The sequence below is a fragment of the Marichromatium sp. PS1 genome (genome assembly GCF_041155115.1).
Lineage (GTDB): Bacteria > Pseudomonadota > Gammaproteobacteria > Chromatiales > Chromatiaceae > Marichromatium > Marichromatium gracile.
In genome coordinates this window covers 814958-838288 of record NZ_BAAFHB010000002.1, presented here as the reverse complement: position 1 = coordinate 838288, position 23331 = coordinate 814958, and the positions used below count along the sequence as shown (strand labels likewise).

The window sequence follows — 23331 nt, the reverse complement described above, 5'->3', positions numbered from 1 at the left end:
GCGTGCCCGGCGACGTCGCAACGGACGTCGCCTGCGGGTCACTCGATCACATAGATCTCGACCCGGCGGTTGCTGGCGCGACCGCTCGCGGTGGCGTTGCTGGCGATCGGCTCGGCCTCGCCGATACCCTCGGCCTCGACCCGCGCGGCCTCCAGCCCACGCTCGATCAGTCCCTGGCGCACCGCCTCGGCGCGCTGGCGCGAGAGTTCCAGGTTGATCGCATCGCTGCCGGCGCTGTCGGTATGACCGACGATCCGCAGGGTCAGCCCCGGATTGTCGGCGAGCAGCGCGACGATACCATCGAGCACCGGCAGCTCGCCGGCGGGCAGGGTCGCCGCCCCCGAGGGGAAGCGCAGGGTGTCGTTGGCCAGCCGCAGCCGCATCCCCTGCTCGGTGTAGCTCGCCCCCAGCTCGGCCAGGCGTTGGTAGAGCGCGCGCACCCGAGCGGTCTCGGCGCGCTCGGCGGCGAGCGCCGCGCTCAGCGCCTCGACCTGCCCCTCAACCTCGGCGTCGTCGGCCTGCTCGGCGAGCGCGGCATCGGCCTCGGCCAGCCGTGCCTGCTGCGCGGCGAGCTGCGACTCCAGCTCGGAGATCCGCGCCTCGCGCGCCGCCAGCCGCTCGCGCAGACCGGCATCGGCGTCGGCACCGGCGGCGAAGGCCGCCAGCTCGTCCTCCAGCTCGGCGATCCGCGCCTGAGCCGCGGCGAGGGCCTGCTCGAGCTCGCTCACCCGCGCCGCGGTGGGACGGGCATCGAGTTCGGCACTCAGCGCCTGGTGCCCGGCCTCCAGCTCGGCGAGCGCGGCCTCCAGCTCGGCGATCCGCGCCTCGCGCACGGCCAGCTGCTCGCGCAGCGCGGCACTGACATCGGCCCCCTCGGCGGCGGCCGCCGCCTCGGTCTCCAGTCCCTCGATGCGGGCCCGCGCCTCGCCGAGCGCGCGTTCGAGCTCGGCAAGCTGCGCTGCGCTCGGACGCTCGGCGAGCGCGGCCTCGGCCTCGACCCGCTGCTGACCGACCGCCACCAGCCGCGCTTCCAGCTCGCTGATCCGCGCCTCGCGCGCGGCCAGGGTCCGGTTCAGCTCGGCGAGCTCGGCCACGGCCTCGCCGGCCTCGGCGGGACGCGTCTCGAGCGCCGCCAGCGCCTCGTCGTAGGCGATCTTGAGCTGCTCGAGCTCGGCGCCGCGCGCCTCGGCCTTGGCCTCGGCCTGCTCCAGCGCCTGGCGCAGATGGGCGCAGTCGACCTCGTACTTGGCGCGGGCGGCGGCATAGTCCTCCTGCAGCAGTTCGAGCTTGGTCTTGAGCTCGGCGATGGCCTGACGATCGGCCTCCGAGGGCACGACCCCGAGGTTCTGCGCCAGACGCAGCAGCTCGGCATCCATCGGGGTGGTGGTGGAGAGATGGATGCGCTCGTTGAGATGACGCTCCAGGGTCTCGATGTGGGCACGATGCTCGGCCGCGGTGGCGGCGATCGTCTCATGGACCCGGGAGAGATCGTCACGCAGCGCGGCGATGGTCTCCTCGGCCTGCTGATAGCGCGCCTCGAGCTCGGCATAGGCACCGCTCGCCTGGGCACGCTCGGAGTCGAGATCGACCTCCATCGCCTGATGGCGCTCGAGCAACGTCTGGTAGCGCTCCTCCAGGCCCTGCTTCTCGCCGAGCAGCGCGGCGAGTCGCTGCTCGAGCTCACTCAGCTGCTCCGCGTGCTCGGCGCCCAGCCGATCGAGCTCGGCGGCCAGCAGCTCACGGCGCGACTCGGCATCGGCGAGCCGGGCATCGAGCTGGCGGGCATTGCGCTCGGCCTGGGCGAGCGCGCTCTCCTGGCTGTCGAGCTGTTCATAGAGCCGGTCGTCATACCACTCGTAGAGCAGATAGACGCCGATCAGGGCGACCAGCAGGAACAGCGCAACCGGTCTCCAGAACGTGGAGCTGGTATCGGACATCGTCACCTCCTTGGGGTGGCTCGTTCGGTCGTTGTTCTCGTGCGTGGCCGACGGGAAACCCCAAGCGGACCACGGTTGAATGACCGATTATCTCGCATTTAACCGACAGGCCGCACATCCGACGGATCAGCAGCATGACAGCGCGCGTCCGCTCACTCCCCAACCGGCAGCCCGTGACCTGCGTAAAACATGAACGGCGCGCGGGCCTCGCCCGGCGCGCCGTTCATGTCTTGTACGCCTGATCGAGAGGACAGCGCCAGCCGCCACCGGCCAAGCGCTGGCGGCTGACGATCCCGTCGAGGTTCAGCGCCGCTTGCGCTCCACCGTGGCCAGGGTCTGCTGGGCGATCTCCAGCTCCTCGTTGGTGGGGATCACCCACAGCTGCACCCGGCTCTCGGCGGTGCTGATACGCAGTCCGGCCTCATCGGCGCGACCGGCGTTGGCCGTGGCGTCGAGCTCGATGCCCAGCGCCTCGAGACCGGCGCAGGCGCCGGCTCGGACCTCGGCGGAGTTCTCGCCGATCCCGCCGGTGAAGACGATGGCGTCGACCGCGCCGAGCTCGGCGTAATAGGCGCCGATGTACTTCTTCAGCCGATGGGTCATCATCCCCAGCGCCAGCTCGGCACGCTCGTTGCCGCGCTCGGCCAGACGCACCACCTCGCGCATGTCGTTGACGCCGCAGATGCCGAGCAGCCCGCTCTGACGGTTGAGCATGTGGTCGATCGCCTCGGCGTTGAGCCCGAGGTGCTTGCTCAGATAGATCGGCACCGCCGGATCCATGTCACCGCAGCGCGTGCCCATCACCAGCCCCTCGAGCGGGGTCAGCCCCATCGAGGTGTCGACACAGCGGCCGTTGCGGATGGCGCTGGCGCTGGCGCCGTTACCGAGATGCATGGTGATCAGGTTGCACTGCGCGAGCGGCTTGCCGAGCAGCTCGGCGGCGCGCTTGGCGACATAGTGGTGCGAGGTGCCGTGGAAGCCGTAGCGACGGATGCGGTGCTCGGTGTAGAGATACTCCGGGATCGCGTAGCGATAGGCCGTCGGCGGCATGGTCTGGTGGAATGCGGTGTCGAACACCACCACCGAAGGGACGCTCGGGAAGTGCTTGCGTGCGACCTCGATCCCGGCCAGATGACCGGGGTTGTGCAGCGGCGCGAGCGGGATCACCTCGTGGAGCTCGGCGAGGACATCGGCGTCGACGATCACCGGGTGCTTGAAGTGCGGCCCGCCGTGGACCACCCGATGGCCGATGGCGCTGAGTTCGGAGACGTCGCCGAGCACGCCGTGCGACTGCAGCGTCTCGACGATGAAGTCGATGCCTTCCTGGTGCGAGGGCACGGCGAGATCGTTCTGATCGCGCTGCATCACCCCATCGGCGTCGAGCCATTCGAGACGCATCTCGCCCTCGGTCTCGCCGATACGCGCGACCATGCCCGAGGCGATGGCGGTCCAGTCTTCGCTGCGGAAGAGCTGATATTTGATCGAGGAACTCCCCGAGTTGAGGACCAGCACCTTCATGCCTGGATCTCCTGTTCGGTCTGCGCCTGGATGGCGGTGATGGCGACGGTGTTGATGATGTCGGTCACGGTACAGCCGCGGCTGAGGTCGTTGACCGGCTTGTTGAGCCCCTGGAGCACCGGCCCGATGGCCACCGCCCCGGCGCTGCGCTGCACCGCCTTGTAGGTATTGTTGCCGGTGTTGAGGTCGGGGAACACCAGCACGGTGGCATGTCCGGCGACCTCGCTGTCGGGCATCTTCGAGCGCGCCACGTTGACGTCGACGGCGGCGTCGTACTGGATCGGACCCTCGATCTTGAGATCCGGACGACGCTCGCGGGCGAGCCGCGCGGCCTCGCGCACCCGCTCGACGTCCTCGCCCTTGCCCGAGCTGCCGCTCGAATAGGAGAGCATCGCCACGCGCGGCTCGAGGCCGAAGGCCGCGGCGGTCTCGGCCGAGGTCACGGCGATCTCGGCGAGCTGCTCGGCGGTCGGGTTGGGGTTGACCGCACAGTCGCCGTAGACCAGCACCCGGTCGGGCAGGCACATGAAGAACACGCTCGAGACCAGCTCGACGCCGGGCTTGGTCTTGACCGTCTCGAAGGCCGGGCGGATGGTGTGCTGGGTGGTGTGCACCGCGCCCGAGACCATGCCGTCGGCGTCGCCCACGTGCACCATCATGGTACCGAAGTAGCTGACGTCCTCGAGCACGTCGAGCGCCATCTGCTCGGAGATGCCCTTGTGCCGGCGCAGCTCGTAGTAGGCCTTGGCATAGCGCTCGCGCTCCGGCGCCGTGGCCGGGTCGAGGATGCGGATCCCCTCGAGCTTGAGCCCGAGCTCGCCGATGGTGCGATGGATCTCGTCGGGGTTGCCGAGCAGGGTGAGGTCGGCGACCTGGCGCAGCATCAGGATCTCGGCGGCGCGCAGCACCCGCTCGTCGTTGCCCTCGGGCAGCACGATGCGCTGGCGCCGCGCCTTGGCGCGCTGGATCAGCTCGTACTCGAACATCAGCGGGGTGACCCGCTCGGAACGCCGCCCGGTGAGCCGGGTACGCAGATCGTCGACGTCGACGTGCGCCTCGAACAGCCCCAGCGCGGCGGCGATCTTGCGCGCATCGCCGGGGAGGATGGTCGACTCGATGCCGTGCAGGTTCATCGCCGTGGTGAAGGTGTCGGTCGGCACCTGGAGGATGGCGACCTTGGTGCGACGCAGCCCCTCGATGAGCTGACGCACCTTGTCCGAGGGTTCGATGCCGCCGGTGAGCAGCAGCCCGGCCACCCGCGGGAAGGCGGCCGAGGCGTCGGCGGCGAGACTGGCGAGGATGATGTCGGCGCGGTCACCCGGGGTGATGATCAGGCTGCCGTCCTCGACATAGCCGAGGAAGTCGGGCACCGCCATGGCGGCGATCTTGTAGCTCGACACCACCTGGTTCATCGCGTCATCGTCGCCGTAGAGACGCTCGGCGCCGAGCGCCTGACAGACCTCGCCCACCGTCGGCATGCCGAGCTCGGCATCCTCGGGGATGACGCAAACGTTCTCCTTGTCGGTGAGCAGGTCGCGGGCACGGTCCTTGACCGTCTCCACGCACTCGGGCTCGACGCCGTTGACGATGCTCACCAGGAAGTCGCCGCCACGCTCGCGCATCAGTTCGTGAGCGATGTGCAACGCGTCCTGCGCCTCCTGCGGGGTGCGGCCGAAGCCCTTGACCACCGCCACCAGACCGCAGCCGAAGTGACTCGCCAGGTCGGCGTTGAAGCTGAGCTCGAGCGAGGGGATCAAACCGTTGTAGTCGGTCCCGGCGCAGACCACCAGGTCGCAGCGCTCCTCGAGCATCTTGAACTTGTTGAGGATCAGCTTCAGCAGCTCGTCGTAGCGGCCACTGCCGATCAGCTGACGGGCGGTCTCGACCGTACAGCCGTAAAGCATCTCGGGCGGGAACGGCAGATCGTAACGGCTACGGATCAGCGCGGTCAGGTTGTCCTCGGTCGCGCCCCGGGGGGCGAACGGCCGGAAGAACCCGACCTTCTGCTTGACCGACGAGAGCATCTCCATGAAGCCGAGCACGACCACGGACTTGCCGCTACCGCGTCCGGCGCCGGCGATATAGACGCTTTGCATTATTCTTCCTCTTACGGGGCATGACGATCGTGCGCGATCGTCAGACCGTCAAAAACAGCGACGCGGAAAAATAACAGATAATAACCATGCCGGGATCGCGCTATTTCAATGACGTAGCGCCGGACTCCCTGATTTTCCCAACACTAGCACTGTACACGAAACGGTCGATTTCACTCTCCGGGCGTCTCCACGCTCGCCCGCCAGCGACCATAGGGAAGGTCGCGATAGGCGCGGCTGTCGATGTATTCGAGCACCCGCCCGAGCCGATAGAAGCTCGCCACCGAGTCGACCCGCAGCAGCTCACGACCACGCTCGTCGAAGAACAGCACGGACGGCGCATAGAACAGGCCCAGCTCGGCGGCCCAGTCACGTGCGCGGACACGCCGACCGTCCGGGGTGATCACCGGGGTGGGGGCATCCATGTCGAGCTGTACCGCGTCGATCCGGGTGAAAGACGCATCCAGCCCGGTCCCGCGCAACACCTGGCCGTGGAGCACGTCGCAGGCATGACACTCGCCGCGCTCGAAGAAGACCGCCAGGGGCCGTTCGGCAGGGAAGCGACGATCGAGGTTGTGCGGCGGCGGCTGGAAGAAATCGGCCTCGTTGAGCGCGTCGAGCTCGAACACCAGACGATTGTCGCCACGGGCGAGATAGTCGCGGAAGGACTCGTTTTGATAGTGGGCGTCGGCGACGTATTCGAGCGCGGCGCGAAACTGATAGGGCGGGTAGTAACCGCGCAGCCGCAGCGCCAGTCGTCCCGCGGCGTCATAGAACAGGATCGTCGGGGTGAAGTCGGCCTGCTCGCGCAGCGCCAGCGCCCGCTCGCTGAGCACCGCGCCGTCGATGGCGGTGACCTCGGCCACGCCCCAGGCATCGAGTGCGACGACGTCGAAATGACGCCGGGTGTAGTCGCGGATGTCGGCCTGGCCGAACACCTCGTCCATCAGCAGATGACAATAGGCGCAGCGGCGCTGGCCGACATAGACCATCAGCCCGCGCTTGCCCGCCGCCACCGCCCTGGCCAGATCATCGGGAAGATCGAACAGGGTCTCGGTGAACCAATCGGGGTGTTCGAGCAGGGTCGCGCGCGGGCGATCGTCGAAGGCCCCACCGCCCTCCTCTGCCACCGCGGCGATCGTCACCCCCAGCAGAGCAGCGGCCAGCCATACTCGAATGATGGTCATGCGGATCCCTCCCGATATCGACCCCAGCGGTGACGGCGCGCCGCTCAGTCCCCGGCGGCGAGCGCGCGCTGCGCGAGAAAGAGCGCGGCAATGGCACGGGCCTCGTCAAAGTCCTCGCGCGCGAGCAGCGCATCGAGCGCGTCGAGGCGCCAGGGGACCACCTCGATCTCCTCGGGCTCGTCGCCCGGCAGGCGACTCGGATAGAGGTCCTGGGCAAGCACGATCAGGCTGCGATGGGCGATATAGCCGGGCACCAGCGAGACCCGATCGATGATGCGCAGCGTCCGCGCCCCATGCCCGACTTCTTCCTGGAGTTCACGGTTGGCGGCAGCGAGTGGATGCTCGTCGGGCTCCACCACCCCCTTGGGCAGACCGAGTTCGTAGCGTTCGCTGCCGGCGCCGTACTCGCGGATCAGCAACACCGTCTCGGCATCGAGCATCGGCACGATCATCACCGAGTCGTTGCCGCTGCCGGGCACCCGCTCATAGGTACGCCGCGCGCCGTTGGCGAACTCCAGATCGATCTGCTCGACCCGGAACAGTCGACTCTCGGCGACCACGCGACGGTCGAGGATCTTGGGTTTGGACCGCATCAGGGACTCCTTGCAGGGATGAGAGCGCCGCGGCGGCCCGACACCGGGCACGCGGCTCGAAACCACCATAACCGAAGGCCGCCGGGGCCCGGCGGGTTGGCGTCGCGCCCGGGCATCGGGCATCCTCTGCCCCACCGGCCCCGACCCAAGGCAGCCGTCTCCCACTCGCAACCAACCTCCGGCGCAGCACATGACCCCAGAGCCCATCGACATCGACTGGACGCGGATCGACACCGTCTTCCTCGACATGGACGGCACCCTGTTGGACCTGCACTTCGACAACCACTTCTGGCTCGAACACATGCCCCGGCGCTACGCCGAGGCGCGCGGCATCCCGGTGGCGACGGCCAGGGCCGAGCTGCACGCCCGCTATCACGATCTCGCCGGCACCATCGAGTGGTACTGTCTCGATCACTGGAGCCGCGAGCTCGGCTTCGACGTCGCCCTGCTCAAGCGCGAGGTCGAGCACCTGATCGCGGTCCACCCGCGGGTGGTCGAGTTCCTCGAGCTGCTCGGCGCGCGCGGCAGACGCCGGGTGCTGGTGACCAACGCCCACCAGCGCGCGCTCGCGCTCAAGCTCGAACGCACCCGTCTCGCCGGTCATTTCGAGCACATCATCTGCGCCCATGACCTCGGCGCGGTCAAGGAGACACCGGGATTCTGGTCGCGGGTGCAGACCATCGAGCCCTTCGACCCGACGCGCACCCTGTTCGTCGACGACAACCCGCAGGTGCTGCGCGCGGCCCACGACTACGGCTTCGGCTGGCTGCTCGCCGTCGGCGCGCCCGATTCACGCGCCGCGCCGCGCCGCGTCGAGGGCTTCGCCACCATCACCGACTTCGGACAGCTGATCCCCGGACTGGACGCGGCTCAGTCGACCGGCTCGATCTCCTCGGGCTTGGGCGACTGAACGCCTGTCTCCTGACTGGTTGAGGGCTTGCGCCGACGCCGCCGACGCCTCTTGCGCGGGGCCTCGGCCTGGCTGGCATCGGTCTCGGTGGGGGGCTGGGGGGCGGGATCGGTGGCGGGATCGGTGAGGGCACAGGAGGCCGGGGCGTCCGAGACCTTGGTCGAACGCCGTCGACGCGGGCGCGGCGGCTGCGCGGACGACTCGGTCGAGGCGTCACGGGTCGAGCCTTCGCTCTCCGCGACCGGCTCGGCCGATCTCGGTCGCGCGCTGCGTCTGCGCCCATCGCGTTCGCCATGGCCGCGCTCACCACGCTCGCCGGAACGATGCCCATCGCGACGCGCGCGCTCGGGACGCAAGCGGCTGCCGGGATCGACCTCGGCGAGCAGGCCCGGATCGACCGGCTCGACGGTGATCTTGGCGTCGATATAGGCCTCGATGTCGGGCAGACAGAAGGCATAGGTCTCGCAGACGAAGCCCACGGCATCGCCCGCGGCGCCGGCGCGCGCGGTGCGCCCGACGCGATGGACATAGTCCTCCGGGTCCTCGGGCAGGTCGAAGTTGACCACGTGGGTGACGTCGGGGATGTGCAGCCCGCGCGCGGCCACGTCGGTACCGACCAGCACCGGCAGCGAACCCTCGGTGAACTCGCGCAGCAGGCGCAACCGCTGTTTCTGCGGCACGTCGCCGGAGAGCACGGCGGTGTTGATGCCGTTGCCCTGCAGATAACCCCAGACGCGATCGGCCTCGCGCTTGGTGTTGACGAAGACCATGATCCGCGCATCGCCCTCGAGCCAGCCGCGCGCCAACCCGACCAGCAGCGGGATCTTCTCCTCGTTGGCGGTCATGTAGCAGCACTGGCGCACCCGATCGGCGGTGACCTGCTCGGTCTCGATCTTGATCAGGCGCGGCTGGTTCATGTGCTCATAGGCGAGCTCGGTGACCCGGTAGGAGAGCGTGGCCGAGAACAGCAGCCCCTGACGCGACTCGGGCGGCGGCATCCGCCGCAGCAGGAAGCGGATGTCCTTGATGAAACCGAGGTCGAACATGCGATCGGCCTCGTCGAGCACCACCACCTCGATGCCGCGCAGGTCGAACACCCGCTGCTTGAAGTAGTCGATCAGCCGTCCCGGGGTGCCGATGAGGATGTCGACACCTGCGGCCAGCTCATCGCGCTGTTTCTGATAGCCGGTGCCGCCATAGGCCAGCCCCAGACGCAACCCGGTGTGGGCGCCGAGGGCGAGCGCGTCCTTGTGGATCTGCACCGCCAGCTCGCGGGTCGGGGCGAGGATCAGCGCCCGCGGTCGACAGATGGTGTCGGCGGCATCGCGCGGCTCGGCGGGGTGGCCGAGCAGCCGCTGCATGGTCGCGAGCAGGAAGGCTGCGGTCTTGCCGGTGCCGGTCTGTGCCTGACCGGCGATGTCATGCCCCTCCAGGGCGATCGGCAGGGTCTCGGCCTGGATCGGTGTACAGTGGGTGAAACCGGTCTCGGCGAGACCCGCGAGGATCCGCGGATCAAGCGCCAGCGAGTCGAGGCGCGTCTGGGAGAGGTGTGTGTCTGTCATGACGTTTCGGGTATCCCTGAGCTACAGACCTCGCGGACGGGCAAGGCTTGCAAATTCTCTTCGCTTTGGATCAAATAGCATCTTACCCAAGGGCCCATATCAACGCCAATTCGCCCGCCCGCTCCACAGCCGACCCGCGCGACGCCTCAACGGCGAGTTCTCACGCCCTTCACCACACGAATTCAACGGGAGACGACTCCAGTGAGCGACAGCATCGTCCACGTGACCGATGACACCTTCGAGGAAGAGGTGCTGAAATCCTCCAAGCCGGTGCTCGTAGACTACTGGGCCGACTGGTGCGGTCCGTGCAAGATGATTGCCCCGGTCCTCGATGAGATCGCAAGCGAGTACGGCAAGGACCTCAAGGTCGCCAAGCTCAACATCGACGACAACCCCAACACCCCTCCCCGTTACGGCATCCGCGGCATCCCCACGCTGATGCTGTTCAAGGATGGCGAGGTCGAGGCGACCAAGGTGGGCGCCGTCTCCAAGTCGCAGCTGACCGCTTTCATCGACAGCAACCTCTGACACCCGGCAACCAACCAGCGCGCGGCGAGGCACCCGCGCGTTCGAGGCGATCGACTTTCTAATTTCCACGGGGCGTCCGCCCGGACGCCCCCTCTCCGGTGGGCTGCTGTCCTGCAGCCGCATCCTCTCGCGACACCGATCCTTCTCGCGGGGCGCTGCCCACCAGCCACGACCTCTGTCTTTAACGATAACCGTGATGAATCTAACCGAACTCAAGAAGACGCCTGTACCCGAGCTGGTTGCCCTTGCCCAATCGATGGACATCGAGGGTGTCGGACGCTCTCGCAAGCAGGACCTGATCTTCGCCATCCTCAAGGCACAGGCCAAGCGTGGCGAGGACATCTACGGCGACGGCGTGCTCGAGATCCTGCAGGACGGATTCGGGTTCCTGCGCTCGGCCGACGCCTCCTATCTCGCCGGCCCCGACGACATCTACGTCTCGCCCAGCCAAATCCGGCGCTTCGCGCTGCGCACCGGCGACACCATCTCGGGCAAGATCCGTCCGCCCAAGGACGGCGAGCGCTACTTCGCCCTGCTCAAGGTCTCGGACATCAACTTCGATCGCCCCGAGAACGCCAAGTCGAAGATCCTGTTCGAGAACTTCACCCCGCTGTTCGCCCAGGAGCGGCTCACCCTCGAGGTCGACAACGGCAGCACCGAGGACATCACCGCCCGCACCATCGACCTGGTCGCCCCCATCGGCAAGGGTCAGCGCGGCCTCATCGTCTCGCCGCCCAAGGCCGGTAAGACCATGATGCTGCAGAACATCGCCCAGTCGATCGGTCACAACCACCCCGACTGCTACCTGATCGTGCTGCTCATCGACGAGCGTCCGGAAGAGGTCACCGAGATGGCCCGCTCGGTGCGCGGCGAGGTCATCTCCTCGACCTTCGACGAGCCGGCCACGCGTCACGTCCAGGTCGCCGAGATGGTGATCGAGAAGGCCAAGCGTCTGGTCGAGCACAAGAAGGACGTGGTCATCCTGCTCGACTCCATCACCCGCCTGGCGCGCGCCTACAACACCGTGGTGCCCTCCTCGGGCAAGGTGCTCACCGGCGGCGTCGACGCCAACGCGCTGCAGCGTCCCAAGCGCTTCTTCGGCGCCGCGCGCAACGTCGAGGAAGGCGGCAGCCTCACCATCATCGCCACCGCGCTGGTCGACACCGGCTCGCGCATGGACGACGTGATCTACGAGGAGTTCAAGGGCACCGGCAACATGGAGATCCACATGGATCGCCGTATCGCCGAGCGTCGCATCTTCCCGGCGATCAACATCAACCGCTCCGGCACCCGCCGCGAGGAGTTGCTGATGGGCCCGGCGGAACTGCAGAAGATGTGGATCCTGCGCAAGATCCTGCACCCGATGGACGAACTGGCGGCCATGGAGTTCCTCTTCGACAAACTCAAGGCGACCAAGACCAACGACGAGTTCTTCTCCTCGATGAAGGGCTGAACGACCGCAGCTCGCCCCGAACACGCCAGGCGCGCGGCGTCACCGTCGCGCCATCGGCCCCGCCATCGCCGCACGTCCGCAACACCCCGCACCGCCCCCGTCTCTCCCCCCGCCCCGTCACCGGACATGCCGCACGGACGGTCGTCAGGGCACGGATCCCGAAAAGACATCGCCCCGGCCCGGCACGAGGCCGAACCGGGGCGATGGAGATGCCCGCCGAACCCGCTCCCGCGCGTCCGGCGAAACGACTCAGTTGGCGCCGAGTCGGCTCAGCACATCGAGCACCTCGGCATCGACCAGACCATTGACGGGCAGCTCGCGCACCCGCTGGAAGACCTTCAGCGCCTCGCGCGTCTGCGGCCCGAAGCGACCGTCGACACCACCGCCGTAGACCCCGAGCCCGCGCAGCGCGGCCTGCACATCACGCCGCTGCTCGAGGCTCAGTTCGCGATCGAAGGTCTCGGCGTCACCCGCCTCGGCCTGCTCGCTCTCCCCCGCCTCGACGACCGGCGCACCGACCTCCAGGGGACGCGCCTCGACCCAGATCACCGCATCCTGCGACAGCTCCTTGCCCTCGTGCGCCTTCTCCGGGCCACTGCCGAGACAGGCGAAGCCCCACACCCCGGGCGTCGGGATGCCGAAGGTGAAGCGCCCGTCGCTATCGGTGATGGCGACGATCGCGGTCGCCGGCACCGTGCCCAGGGTGTCCTCGCCGAAGGCGTTGGCGGTCATGTCGATCTCGGTGTTGATGTACTCGATCTCGCACTCGGCGCCGGCCACCGGCTGGCCCTCGGCGAGCAGCTGACCGGTGAAGGTGCCGCCGGCGAACACCTGATAGGGCTTGTTCAGCGGCACGATCTCGGTGGGCAGGCCGAGCGGCTCGCTCCAGTTGGTGGGCATCGCGCCCTTGTTCAGATAGGACTTGGTGATCTGCTGGATATAGATGTCCTCGCTACCCTCGTAATAGGGCGCGGGTACCAGCGCGAACACATAGTCACCGTTGCGCCGAACCTTGTAGGTCGCCTGATAGGCCTTGGCCTGGTTGTGGGCGCCCTGCCAGGTGATCGGCTGCAGCGCGTCCTTGAGGTCGATGCGCTGGTCCTTGAACTGGACGAAGAAATCGAGCGGCTCGCCCATGTCCATGGCGTGGCCGTTCTCCATCGGGTGCCCGAACACCAGCTTGAGATCGACCTCGGCCGGCGACTCGAGCATGGTCTCGGGGGTGTAGAGCAGCTGGAAGTGCGCCTGGGCGGCGCCGGTGCCGAGACCGAGCGCGGCGGCCGAGGCGAGGAGTGCGAGAGGGGTCTTCATCATCGTGGCTAGGGTTCCGGTGTCAGAAAGCGGGGTATTGCGGCCAGCGCGGCTGGCCCTTACTCGACGATGTCCTCGCCGTCGATCTCGATCTCGTGACCGGGACCGGCATCGAACACCACCTTGTACTCGCCATCGGGCTTGTCGAACTCGAACTCGCTGTCCTCGGTCATCGCGCCCTCGATGACGGCGCTGCCGCTGGCATCGAGCACGCGGATCGCCACGCCGGAGGCCGAGGAGCCGTCGGAGAAGCCGCCCTCGCAGAAGACGGTGCCGTCACCGTTGTCGTAGCAGGAGCACAGCGGCGTGTGGGCCAGGGCCGGGGTGGCGGCCAGGGTGGCTGCGAGCAGCGTCAGTGGCGGCAGGATCTTGCGCATCGAACTCTCCAGATTGCGATTTTCGTCGTCGCCGGGATCGGCATCCCGGTCGATTCGGGGCGCGAGAGACCTTACCCCAAGAGGGCATAATCACGCAAACGCTAATCTTTATCATTTGCGCCAAAGCATCAATAAGTCTAGAATTCCGCCCTCAGCCCGCTCGTACTGCTCAAGGCCCCGCCATGCCGAACCGACCGAACTGCCCCCACCGCACCCTCAACGACATGCGCCCCGGTCACCGCGCACGCATCCGTCGTCACCATGCGCGTGGCGCCGTACGCCAGCGCCTCATGGACCTGGGACTGATGCCGAACGTCGAGGTGGTGCTGGTGCGCAGCGCGCCACTGAACGACCCCATCGAACTGAAGCTGGAGGCGACCAACGTCACCCTGCGCCGTCAGGAGGCAGCCACCATCGAGGTCGGCGACGATGACTGAGCGCAGAGACCTGCTGGTCGCCCTCGCCGGTCAGCAGAACGCCGGCAAGTCGACCCTGTTCAACGCCCTCACCGGGGCGCGCCAGCACGTCGCCAACTACCCCGGGGTGACGGTCGACAAGAAGTACGGCCAGTACGGCGACACCGAGGGCCGGGTGCGCATCGTCGACCTGCCCGGCACCTACGGCCTGACCTCCTTCTCGCTGGAGGAGCGGGTGGCGCGCGACTTCCTCATCCAGGAGCGCCCGGACGTCGTCGTCAACGTGGTCGACGGCTCCAACCTGCGCCGTTCGCTGCACCTCACCCTGCAGCTCCAGGAGATGGAGCTGCCGCTGGTGCTGGCGCTGAACATGATGGACGTCGCCGCCGGGCGCGGGCTGGAGATCGACCCGCAGCGCCTCGCCGCCCGACTCGACGTCCCGGTGATCCCCACCGTCGGGCGCCGCTCCGAGGGGCGCGAGGCGCTGCGCGCGGCGATTCGCGCGCGCGCGTGCGATCACCGCAAGACCGCCGCCGCGGTCGACTACGGCGAGCTGGAGCCGGCGATCGGCGCACTCGTCGAGCACGCGACCACCACCCCGGAGCTGGCCGCCGTGCCCGCGCGCTGGCTCGCGCTCAAGCTGCTCGAGGACGACGCCCAGGCGCAGCGGCAGCTGCGCGAGCGCCTGCCCGCACCACAGGCCGAGGCCCTGCTCCAGGAGGCGGCGCGCCGCCGCGGCGACTTCGAGACCCAGGCGCGACTCGACGTCGCCGACCACCTCGCGGCCTGTCGCGACCAGACCGTCGGACAACTGCTCGCGGGCGTGGTCGAACGGCGCGAGGACCGTCCACGCACCACCCTCACCGAGCGCATCGACCGCGTGGTGCTCAACCGTCTCGCCGCGCCGGCCTTCCTGGTGCTCACCGTGTTCCTGATCTATCAGGTGGCGATCGTCTGGGGCTACGAGCTGACCAACTACACCTGGCCGCTGCTCGCCGGGATGCGCGAGCTGGTCGCCGGGGTGCTGCCCGATGCCGGCTTCCTGGTCGATCCCTACACCCGCGCGCTCGGGCTGTGGCTGGTCGACTCGGCCAACACCCTGCTCAACTATGTGCCGATCTTCCTCATCCTCTTCGCGCTGATCGCGGTGCTCGAGGACTCGGGCTACATGGCGCGCATCGCCTTCATCCTCGACAAGGTGCTGCACCGCTTCGGGCTGCACGGCCAGAGTACCCTGCCCTTCATCCTCGCCGGGGTGTTCGCCGGCGGCTGCGCGGTGCCCGGGGTGATGGCCACCAAGGGCATCCCCGACAACCGCGCACGGATGGCCACCATCCTCACCGTGCCCTTCATGAACTGTCTGGCCAAGGTGCCGCTCTACACCCTGCTGCTCGGGATCTTCTTCGTCGAGCACAAGGCGCTGATGATGTTCTACATCTCGACCATGACCATCATCTTCGCGCTGCTGGTGGCCAAGCTGCTCACCCGCACCGTGCTGCGCGGCGAGGAGACCTCGCCCTTCGTCATGGAGCTGCCGGCCTATCACCTGCCGACCCTCGGCGGCGTGCTGCGCCGCGCCATCGATCGCACCTGGCTCTACATCAAGAAGGTCGGCACCATCGTCATCGCGGTGGCGGTGGTGGTCTTCACCCTGCTGCACCTGCCCGGACTCTCCGACGCCCGCATGGCCGACTTCGAGGAGCGCGGTCGCGCGGCGGTGAGCAGCTTCGAGCAGGCGATGGCGGGCAACGCCTATGACTGGGTCGCCACCGCCGAGCACATCACCCCGCTGCTCAACTATTACAACGACTACAAGCGCGCCAAGCTCAACGCCTCCGGGGCCGAGGGCTCACGCGCGGTCAAGGCGCGCTTCGAGCGACGCAACCCCGACTACTTCCCGCTGGTCGCACCGCCCAAGGGCGATCGCGACGCCCGTCAGGCCAGTCGCGAGTTGCGCAAGCTCAGCTCGGCGCGCAAGTCGCTGCGCCGCGAGATGCGCGAGGAGCGCATCACCAGCTCGATCCTCGGCATCATCGGGCGCGGCATGGAGCCGGTGACCCGGTTCGCCGGCTTCGACTGGAAGATCAACGTCGCCCTGCTCTCCTCCTTCGCCGCGCGCGAGAGCAGCGTCGCCACCCTCGGGGTGCTGTTCCAGCAGGACGAGGACCAGAACGCCACGCTCGAGCAACGCATGGGCGAGGAGACCCGCGCCGGCGGCGCCACCGCACTCACCGCGGTGGCGGTGATCCTGTTCTTCGCGCTCTACCCGCCCTGTCTCGCCACCACGGTGATGGTCAAGGTCCAGACCGGCTCCTACAAGTGGATGCTGTTCTCGATCGTCTTCCCCACCCTGCTCGGGCTCGGTGTGGCCAGCGCGGTCTACAGCATCGGCGTCGCCACCGGCTCCTCGGGGATCGAGATGATGAGCTGGACCTACTTCGGCGCACTCGCGCTGCTGTTGCTGCTCGGGTTGTTCACCGGGCCGGGCCGGAGACGCCCCGTCGCCCTGACCACCGCACCCGAACACGGCTGACCGGGGGCCGGGGCCGCGCCCCGGCCGCCCCCATTCACAGACCACGGAGCACCGCATGCAAGAGACCGCAACCGACAGCAGCGCCGCGACGGTGGTCGCCGCCGGCAATGCGCTCGGCTGGGCCGACATCCTCATCCCGCTGATCGCGCTCGGCGCCGCGCTCTACTATCTCTACCGCACCCTGTGGGCCAACCGCGGTCGCTGCGGCGGCTGCTCGGGCAAGGGCAAGGGTGGCGGCTGCGCCACCGCCGCGCCGCCCCGGGTGATACCACCGCGCATCGGCCAGGGCCGTCGCTGAGCGCCCTCCCACGGATGAGCGACACCGCCAGCGAGGGCCCCGGCCTCATCCACCACGATGGCCGCCGCACCATCGATCGCGACCTCGCCCGCGTCCCACGCGCTCAGGTCGTCGCCCTGCCGGGCAATCCGGCCGCCGACGGACGTCCTGCGTCCCGTCGGCGGCCACGACCGGATGCTCGCGCAGCTCGCCGGGATCCGCCGCGCCGCGAGCCGCGACTGCGATGTGCTGGCGCGGATCGGCGGCGAGGAGTTCGCGCAGATCCTCCACCGCATCTCCCCCGAGCAGGCCCGCGCGCGGCTGGCGCGACTGCGCGAACGCCTGCACCGCGACCCGATCGGGCTCGATGGCGACACCCGCCTCAGGGTCATCGACAGCATCGGTGACACCGTGTGTCGGCGAGTGTCAGGCGCAGACCCAGTTCGCACCACCGCGCGCCCCTCAGGAGATCGTCAAGCGCGCCGACGACGCCCTCGACTGGGTCAAGGCCAGCGGGCGCAACGGCCGTATCGCCTGGAGCGAACTCGACCCCCACTACCGCAGACATCGACCGGCGCTGCTACACTGCGACACACGCCGCCCACCGTGCGTCTCCCCACCGACCGGCCAGGATCCGCGCGCCCCCTCCGAGCAACCCGACGAGCAGTGCTCTGCCACCAGCAACCCATGTCCCTGCAAGACCACGAACGCGTCCGCTTCCACGTCAGCGACGCCCTCGGCGGTCTCGAGTGGCTGAGCGCACGCTATGTCCACCAACGCTTCTCGCGCCATGCCCATGCCGGCTACAGCATCGCGCTGATCGAGCGCGGCACCCAGGGCTTCTTCAACGCCGGCGCCAACCATCTCGCCCCGACCGACAGCCTCATCCTCGTCAACGCCGACACCATCCACACCGGACAGGCCGCGAGCAGCGGCGGCTGGGCCTATCGCGCGCTCTACCCCACCCCCGAGCAGTTCGAGCAGGTCTGGCGCGTACTCGGCCAGCCCGGTCGTCGCGCCCCCTGGTTCCGCTCGCCGGTGGTGCACGACCCGGCCCTGGCGCACCGTCTGCGCACACTCTTCACCCTGCTCGATCGACCCGCGAGCCGGCTCGCGCGCGACACCGCGCTCCACGACACCCTCGCACGACTGATGCGCGATCACGCCGGGATGCACGCCGCACCCGGCGAGCCGGGCGCCAACCCCCGTCTCGCGCTGGTCCGCGACCGGCTCGAACAGGCCGCCGAGGAGGAGATCCCGCTCGCCGCGCTGGCGCGACTCGCCGGCTGCAGCCCGGCACATCTGGTGCGCGCCTTCCATCGTCGCTACGGCCTGCCTCCGCACGCCTATCAGGTCCAGGCCCGGCTCAGACGGGCCGCCGCGTTGCTGCGCCAAGGCGCGACGATCGGCGCGGCGGCCTGCGCCGCCGGCTTCCACGACCAGAGCCATCTGCACCGTCACTTCAAGCGCGCCCGCGGCATCACCCCGGGGCAATATCTCGCCCAGTACCGCGCAAGAACGTACAAGACGCCGCGCCCCCGCGAGCGCTAGGCTCGAACGCTCCACAACAGCACTAGAAACCGCATGAACGCAGCACCGCTCCCTCACCCCGGCAGACGTCTCGCGCGCGGCGCGGTGGCGATCGCACCACTCTGTCTGGCGGTCGTCCCCTGGGGACTGCTCGCCGGCTCCTATGCCGTCGGCAGCGGGCTCTCGCCGCTCGAGGGTCAGGCACTGTCGATGATCCTGTTCGCCGGCGCGGTCCAGCTGGTGGTGATCGGCATGGCCCAGGACGGCGCCTCGCTCGCCGCCATGTTGCTGGCCACCGCCTTCATCACCGCCCGTCACCTGCTCTACGGTCTCAGCCTGCGCGACCGGGTCGGCACGCTGCCGCTGCGCTGGCGACTGCCGCTGGGCTTTCTCCTCACCGACGAGCTGTTTGCCGTCTGCACCCGTCACGACACCCCCGCCTTCGACCGCTGGTACATGCTCGGCGCCGGACTGGTCTTCTATCTGGTGTGGAATCTGGCGACCCTGGTCGGGGTGGTGATGGGCGAGACCCTGCCCGGGATCGAAGGGCTGGGGCTGGAGTTCGCGGTGGCGGCGACCTTCATCGCCATCGTCGTCCCCAACCTGGTCGACCGGCCGCTGCGGGTCGCGGCGCTGAGCGCACTGGTGGTGGCGGTGCTCGCCGCCCATCTGGGGATCCCCGGCGGACTGGTGCTCGCCGCGCTGGCGGGGATGGGCGCGGGCTATGTCACCGAGCAGGTGGCGCCATGAGCCTGTTCGATCTGCTCGCCCTCACCCTGGTGATCTTCGCCAGCCGCTATCTGTTCCTCGAACCGGCGCTGCCGCTGCGGCTCAACCGCCATCTGCGCGGCATGCTGCGCTATGCCGGCCCGGCGGTGCTCACCGCGATCTGGGGCCCGGTGGTGTTCATCCACGGCGAGCCCGGCCGGTTCGCCCTCGCCCTCCCCGAGCTCGCCGCCGCCACCCTGGCCGCGCTGCTCGCCTGGCGCACCCACCGCGTACTGCTCACCGTCACCCTGAGCATGACGCTCTATTTCCTGTTGCGGCTGTGGTAGCGGCAGCGCTCAGCTCGCCAGCCACAGGATCAGCGCATAGCGCGCACCCTTGCCGAGGGCGACCAGCGGCAGGAACAGCCGCAGCGGTACCCGCATCACCCCGGCGACCAGGGTCAGGGCGTCACCGATCAGCGGCGCCCAGGCGAACAACAGGGTCCACACCCCGTAGCGGGCGAAGCGTGTCTGCGCGGCGGCGATCTGCGCCGGGGTGAAGTGGAACCAGCGCCGATCCTGGAAGCGCAACAGCGCCCGCCCCAGCCACCAGTTGAGCAACGACCCCAGGGTGTTGCCGAGGGTGGCGACGAGGAGCAGCAGCCAAGGCGTGGCCCCGGCCTGTAACAGCGCGTAGAGGGCGACCTCGGAGGAGGCCGGCAGCAGGGTCGCGGCGAGAAAGGCCGAGACGAAGAGCAGCAGATAGCCACCGATCACGACAGGATCAGTCGCGATAGAGCCCGATGGCGTCGAGACAGAGTTCAGCCTCGAAGGCGCGACCGATGGCGACCACACCCAGCCGGGTCAGCCGACGCGGGTCGAGCGGGCGATCGACACGGTGCGGCCTGAACGCGGCGAAGGGCAGATGGCAGGTGCGCCACGCCGGGGTCGCGGTGAACCCCGCACGATAGGACTGCCAGGGGTGGTGCAGCGCGTCGCTCTTGAGATGGAGGTTGTAATCCTCGCCGTTGCCGCGCACCCGCAGCCACAGCCCGGTGAAGTCACCGGCATCGAAGGTCCCCGACTCGGCGAGCGGCAGCAACAGCTGGAGGAATCCGCCACCCTCGGCCAGGCTCACCGCGCCGCGCATGCACAGCACCCGCCGACCGTCCTCCTCGCCGTACCAGTGCGCGCCCTGCGAGCGCCCGCCCATCACCTGATCGGCGACCAGCCGCCAGCGGGTGCCGAGGCACGAGCGGCCATCGGCGGCGCCGAAATCGTCGATCAGCCGCTCGCGCACAAGGCCGCCCGCAGCGCATCGACGAGCACCGCGTTCTCCTCCGGGGTGCCGACGGTGATGCGCAGACAATCGGCGAGGGCCGGGTCGCTGCCGTCGAGGTTCTTCACCAGCACGCCGCGCTCGCACAGCGCCGAGAACAGACCACCGGCGCGCCCCCTGGGGGTACGCACGAGGATGAAGTTGGCCTCGCTCGGATAGGGGTGCAGACCGTCGAGCGCGGCGAGCGCCGCGAACAGCCGCGCGCGCTCCTCACGGATCGCCCGGGTCTGGGCGTCGAACAGCGCCTTGTGACGCAGCGCGAACACCGCCGAGACCTGGGTGAGGACGTTGATGTTGTAGGGCAGCCGGGTCTTGTCGATCTGCGCCAGCCAGTCACGCGGCCCCACCAGATAGCCCAGACGCAGCCCCGCCAGCCCCATCTTCGAGACGGTGCGCATCACCAGCAGGTTGGGCCAGTCGCCGAGCAGACCGAGGAAGCTGGTGTCGGTGAAGGGCGCATAGGCCTCGTCGACCACCACCAGGCCGGGGGCGGCCTCGATGATGCGTACCATGTCCTCGGAGTCGAAGCGGTTGCCGGTGGGGTTGTTGGGATAGGCGAGGAAGATCAACGCCGGACGCTCGCGCTCGATCGCCGCGAGCACCGCCGGCAGGTCGATGGCGAAGTCGGCGCGCAGCGGCACGCCGACGTACTCCATGCCCGCGCACTGGGCGATCTGGCGATACATCACGAACCCCGGATCGAGCGACAGCAGCCGCCGTCCGGGGCCGCCGACGGTCATCGCCAGCATCTGGATGAGTTCGTCCGAGCCGTTGCCGAGCAACAGCTCGAACTCGGGGCCGATCCCCATGGTCTCGCGCAGCGCCGTGTGCAGCGCCTCGCCATTGGGGTCGGGGTAGCGGTTGAGATCGAGCCCGCGCAGGGTCTCGAGCCATTCCGCCTTCAACTCATCGGGCCAGCCGTAGGGGTTTTCCATCGCGTCGAGCTTGATCATCCCGTCCGCCGCCGCGACCCGGTAGGCCGGTATGGCCTGGATCTCGGGGCGGACCAACGCATCGATCACCGTGGTCATGTCACGCCACCAGAGGCTATTCGGCGGCGTCCTCGCCGCGATACTCGGCCGAGCGCGCGTGCGCGGTCAGACCCTCGCCCCGCGCCAACACCGAGGCGGTGCGCGAGAGCGTGGCGGCACCGGCCGCCGAGGCCATGATCAGGCTCGAGCGCTTCTGGAAGTCGTAGACCCCCAGCGGCGAAGAGAAGCGCGCGGTGCGCGAGGTCGGCAGCACGTGGTTGGGGCCGGCGCAGTAGTCACCCAGGGCCTCGGCGGTATAGCGACCCATGAAGATGGCGCCGGCGTGACGGATGCGCCCGACCACCGCCTGCGGATCGGCCAGCGACAGCTCGAGGTGCTCGGGGGCGATCTGGTTGGCCACCGCGATGGCGTCGTCGAGGTCGCACGCGGCGATCAGCGCGCCACGGGCGCGCAGCGCGGTGGCGATGATCTCGGCGCGCTCCATGGTCGGCAGCAGACGATCGATGCTCGCCGCCACCCGGTCGAGGAAATCGTGGTCCCAGCTCACCAGGATCGACTGCGCGTCCTGATCGTGCTCGGCCTGGGAGAAGAGGTCCATGGCGATCCAGTCGGGATCGGTCTGGCCGTCGCACACCACCAGGATCTCGGAGGGACCGGCGACCATGTCGATGCCGACCTGGCCGAACACCGCGCGCTTGGCGGTGGCGACATAGATGTTGCCGGGACCGACGACCTTGTCGACCGGCGGCACCGAGTCGGTACCGTAGGCGAGCGCGGCCACCGCCTGGGCGCCACCGATGGCGAAGGCGCGATCGACCCCGGCGACGTGCGCGGCGGCGAGCACCAGCTCGTTGAGTTCGCCATCCGGGGTCGGCACCACCATGATCAGCTCGGCGACCCCGGCGACCTTGGCCGGGATGGCGTTCATCAGCACCGAGGAGGGATAGGCCGCCTTGCCGCCGGGGACGTAGAGCCCGGCGCGATCGAGCGGCGTGACCTGCTGACCGAGCAGGGTGCCGTCGGCCTCCTCGAAGCTCCAGGACTCGACGCACTGGTGCTCGGCATAGGCACGGATGCGCGCGGCGGCCTGCTCCAGCGCCTCGCGCTGCGCCGCGGGGATGCGCTCCCAGGCGGTGGCCAGACGCGCACGCGGGATCTCCAGGTCGGCGGCACTGGCCGGCGACCAGCGATCGAAGCGGGCGGTGTAGTCGATCAGCGCCGCGTCGCCGCGCGCGCGCACCTCGCGGATGATCTCGGCGACCGTCTGCTGGACGCGATCGTCGGAGACCGACTCCCAGGCCAGAAGGCCGTCGAGCCGCTCCTGGTAGTCGGCGTCGGTGGTGTCAAGACGTTGGATCTCGGTCACGGATGTCACTCCCGGTCCGTCGCCACGGACCCCATAGCATTCAATTCTGGTTGCTTGCCAGCGCCTCGCGCAGGCTCTCGAGCAGCCCATTGACCGCGGCATGCTTCATCTTCCAGGCGGCCTTGTTGACCACCAGCCGCGAGCTGATGTCGCTGATGTGCTCGAGCGGCACCAGGCCATTGGCCTTGAGCGTGTTGCCGCTCTCGACGAGGTCGACGATACGATCGGCCAACCCGACCAGCGGGGCCAGCTCCATCGAACCGTAAAGCTTGATGATATCGACCTGCTCGCCCTTGGCGGCGTAATAGCGCTCGGCGCTGCGCACATACTTGGTGGCAATGCGCATGCGCCGGTTGGTCGGCGGCGTGCTGTCGGGCAGCCCGGCGACCATCAGCCGGCAGCGGGCGATGCGCAGGTCGAGTGGCTCGTAGAGCCCCTCGCCGCCGTGCTCGAGCAGCACGTCCTTGCCGGCGACGCCGAGATCGGCGGCGCCGTACTGGACATAGGTGGGGACGTCACTGGCGCGGATGATGACGAACTTCACCCGCGCGTCCGTGGTCTCGAGGATCAGCTTGCGGCTGCGCTCCGGATCATCCAGCGGATGGATCCCGGCATGGGCCAGCAGCGGCAGGGTCTGCTCGAAGATACGGCCCTTGGACAGGGCGATGGTCAGGGGGGTGTTCGCTGTCATGGTGTCGCGAT

At 68.8% G+C, this 23331-nt stretch carries 22 protein-coding genes; 9 read left to right on the top strand and 13 right to left on the bottom strand.

Annotated elements, in window-relative coordinates; all coding sequences use genetic code 11:
* Window positions 1-38 precede the first annotated feature (38 nt).
* The 5 genes from ACAM26_RS05080 to nudE form a co-directional block, all read right to left on the bottom strand.
* Window positions 39-1937, bottom strand: coding sequence for an OmpA family protein (locus ACAM26_RS05080; RefSeq protein ID WP_369613220.1), 1899 nt, complete (start codon window positions 1935-1937; stop codon window positions 39-41).
* Window positions 1938-2240: 303 nt separating this feature from the next.
* Window positions 2241-3455 (bottom strand): acetate/propionate family kinase, encoded by a 1215-nt coding sequence (locus tag ACAM26_RS05075; protein ID WP_369613219.1) that lies wholly within the window; start codon window positions 3453-3455, stop codon window positions 2241-2243.
* Complete coding sequence (gene pta, locus ACAM26_RS05070) at window positions 3452-5551, bottom strand: phosphate acetyltransferase (RefSeq protein ID WP_123139508.1); 2100 nt, start codon at window positions 5549-5551, stop codon at window positions 3452-3454. Before pta ends, ACAM26_RS05075 begins: the two co-directional genes overlap by 4 nt.
* A 170-nt stretch (window positions 5552-5721) precedes the next feature.
* Window positions 5722-6735 carry a thioredoxin family protein gene (locus tag ACAM26_RS05065; protein ID WP_369613218.1) on the bottom strand — a complete coding sequence of 338 codons (1014 nt, stop codon included), beginning with the start codon at window positions 6733-6735 and terminating at the stop codon, window positions 5722-5724.
* Window positions 6736-6779: 44 nt separating this feature from the next.
* Window positions 6780-7328 (bottom strand): ADP compounds hydrolase NudE, encoded by a 549-nt coding sequence (gene nudE, locus ACAM26_RS05060; RefSeq protein ID WP_123142533.1) that lies wholly within the window; start codon window positions 7326-7328, stop codon window positions 6780-6782.
* A 190-nt stretch (window positions 7329-7518) separates the two neighbouring features.
* Between nudE and yrfG the strand changes: the two genes are divergently transcribed.
* Window positions 7519-8238, top strand: a complete 720-nt coding sequence (yrfG, locus tag ACAM26_RS05055) for a GMP/IMP nucleotidase (RefSeq protein ID WP_132229003.1) — start codon at window positions 7519-7521, stop codon at window positions 8236-8238.
* On the opposite strand, the gene ACAM26_RS05050 is transcribed toward yrfG, so the two are convergent.
* Window positions 8199-9800 (bottom strand): DEAD/DEAH box helicase, encoded by a 1602-nt coding sequence (locus tag ACAM26_RS05050; RefSeq protein ID WP_123139512.1) that lies wholly within the window; start codon window positions 9798-9800, stop codon window positions 8199-8201. The two genes, yrfG and ACAM26_RS05050, sit on opposite strands and share 40 nt — an antisense overlap.
* Before the next feature lie 201 nt (window positions 9801-10001).
* On the opposite strand from ACAM26_RS05050, the gene trxA reads away from it, so the two are divergent.
* Window positions 10002-10328: a thioredoxin TrxA gene (trxA, locus tag ACAM26_RS05045; protein WP_062273231.1), complete on the top strand. Its 327-nt coding sequence runs from the start codon at window positions 10002-10004 to the stop codon at window positions 10326-10328.
* A 196-nt stretch (window positions 10329-10524) separates the two neighbouring features.
* The gene (gene rho, locus ACAM26_RS05040) at window positions 10525-11781 is read left to right on the top strand and encodes a transcription termination factor Rho (RefSeq protein ID WP_369613217.1); all 1257 of its coding nucleotides are present in this window, start codon (window positions 10525-10527) and stop codon (window positions 11779-11781) included.
* A 249-nt stretch (window positions 11782-12030) separates the two neighbouring features.
* Here the strand turns inward: rho and ACAM26_RS05035 are convergent, their stop codons facing one another.
* Both ACAM26_RS05035 and ACAM26_RS05030 read right to left on the bottom strand, forming a co-directional pair.
* The gene (locus ACAM26_RS05035) at window positions 12031-13095 is read right to left on the bottom strand and encodes a DUF4198 domain-containing protein (RefSeq protein WP_369613216.1); all 1065 of its coding nucleotides are present in this window, start codon (window positions 13093-13095) and stop codon (window positions 12031-12033) included.
* Between the two features lie 56 nt (window positions 13096-13151).
* Window positions 13152-13469, bottom strand: a complete 318-nt coding sequence (locus ACAM26_RS05030) for a hypothetical protein (RefSeq protein WP_123139514.1) — start codon at window positions 13467-13469, stop codon at window positions 13152-13154.
* A gap of 182 nt (window positions 13470-13651) precedes the next feature.
* Here ACAM26_RS05030 and ACAM26_RS05025 point away from each other — a divergent pair, with 182 nt between their 5' ends.
* The 6 genes from ACAM26_RS05025 (at window position 13652) to ACAM26_RS05000 (ending at window position 19280) form a co-directional block, all read left to right on the top strand.
* Window positions 13652-13906, top strand: a complete 255-nt coding sequence (locus ACAM26_RS05025) for a FeoA domain-containing protein (RefSeq protein WP_132229001.1) — start codon at window positions 13652-13654, stop codon at window positions 13904-13906.
* Window positions 13899-16418, top strand: coding sequence for a ferrous iron transport protein B (gene feoB / locus ACAM26_RS05020; protein ID WP_369613215.1), 2520 nt, complete (start codon window positions 13899-13901; stop codon window positions 16416-16418). Before ACAM26_RS05025 ends, feoB begins: the two co-directional genes overlap by 8 nt.
* A gap of 55 nt (window positions 16419-16473) precedes the next feature.
* Window positions 16474-16716, top strand: coding sequence for a hypothetical protein (locus ACAM26_RS05015; protein WP_132228997.1), 243 nt, complete (start codon window positions 16474-16476; stop codon window positions 16714-16716).
* A 666-nt stretch (window positions 16717-17382) separates the two neighbouring features.
* Window positions 17383-18246: an AraC family ligand binding domain-containing protein gene (locus ACAM26_RS05010; RefSeq protein ID WP_369613214.1), complete on the top strand. Its 864-nt coding sequence runs from the start codon at window positions 17383-17385 to the stop codon at window positions 18244-18246.
* A gap of 33 nt (window positions 18247-18279) precedes the next feature.
* A complete protein-coding gene (locus ACAM26_RS05005) occupies window positions 18280-18975 on the top strand; it encodes an AzlC family ABC transporter permease (protein WP_369613213.1) in 696 nt (231 codons plus the stop codon).
* Complete coding sequence (locus ACAM26_RS05000) at window positions 18972-19280, top strand: AzlD domain-containing protein (RefSeq protein ID WP_123139520.1); 309 nt, start codon at window positions 18972-18974, stop codon at window positions 19278-19280. The genes ACAM26_RS05005 and ACAM26_RS05000 overlap by 4 nt, the downstream gene beginning before the upstream one ends.
* A 9-nt stretch (window positions 19281-19289) precedes the next feature.
* Here the strand turns inward: ACAM26_RS05000 and ACAM26_RS04995 are convergent, their stop codons facing one another.
* The 5 genes from ACAM26_RS04995 to hisG are packed head-to-tail and all read right to left on the bottom strand — an operon-like array spanning window position 19290 to window position 23320.
* Window positions 19290-19709, bottom strand: coding sequence for a YqaA family protein (locus ACAM26_RS04995; protein ID WP_123142528.1), 420 nt, complete (start codon window positions 19707-19709; stop codon window positions 19290-19292).
* A gap of 7 nt (window positions 19710-19716) precedes the next feature.
* Window positions 19717-20232, bottom strand: coding sequence for a CIA30 family protein (locus tag ACAM26_RS04990; RefSeq protein WP_123139522.1), 516 nt, complete (start codon window positions 20230-20232; stop codon window positions 19717-19719).
* Window positions 20217-21302, bottom strand: a complete 1086-nt coding sequence (gene hisC / locus ACAM26_RS04985) for a histidinol-phosphate transaminase (RefSeq protein ID WP_369613212.1) — start codon at window positions 21300-21302, stop codon at window positions 20217-20219. Before hisC ends, ACAM26_RS04990 begins: the two co-directional genes overlap by 16 nt.
* Before the next feature lie 16 nt (window positions 21303-21318).
* Window positions 21319-22629 carry a histidinol dehydrogenase gene (gene hisD / locus ACAM26_RS04980; protein WP_369613211.1) on the bottom strand — a complete coding sequence of 437 codons (1311 nt, stop codon included), beginning with the start codon at window positions 22627-22629 and terminating at the stop codon, window positions 21319-21321.
* A gap of 40 nt (window positions 22630-22669) precedes the next feature.
* The gene (gene hisG / locus ACAM26_RS04975; protein WP_123139525.1) at window positions 22670-23320 is read right to left on the bottom strand and encodes an ATP phosphoribosyltransferase; all 651 of its coding nucleotides are present in this window, start codon (window positions 23318-23320) and stop codon (window positions 22670-22672) included.
* Window positions 23321-23331: the final 11 nt, after the last annotated feature.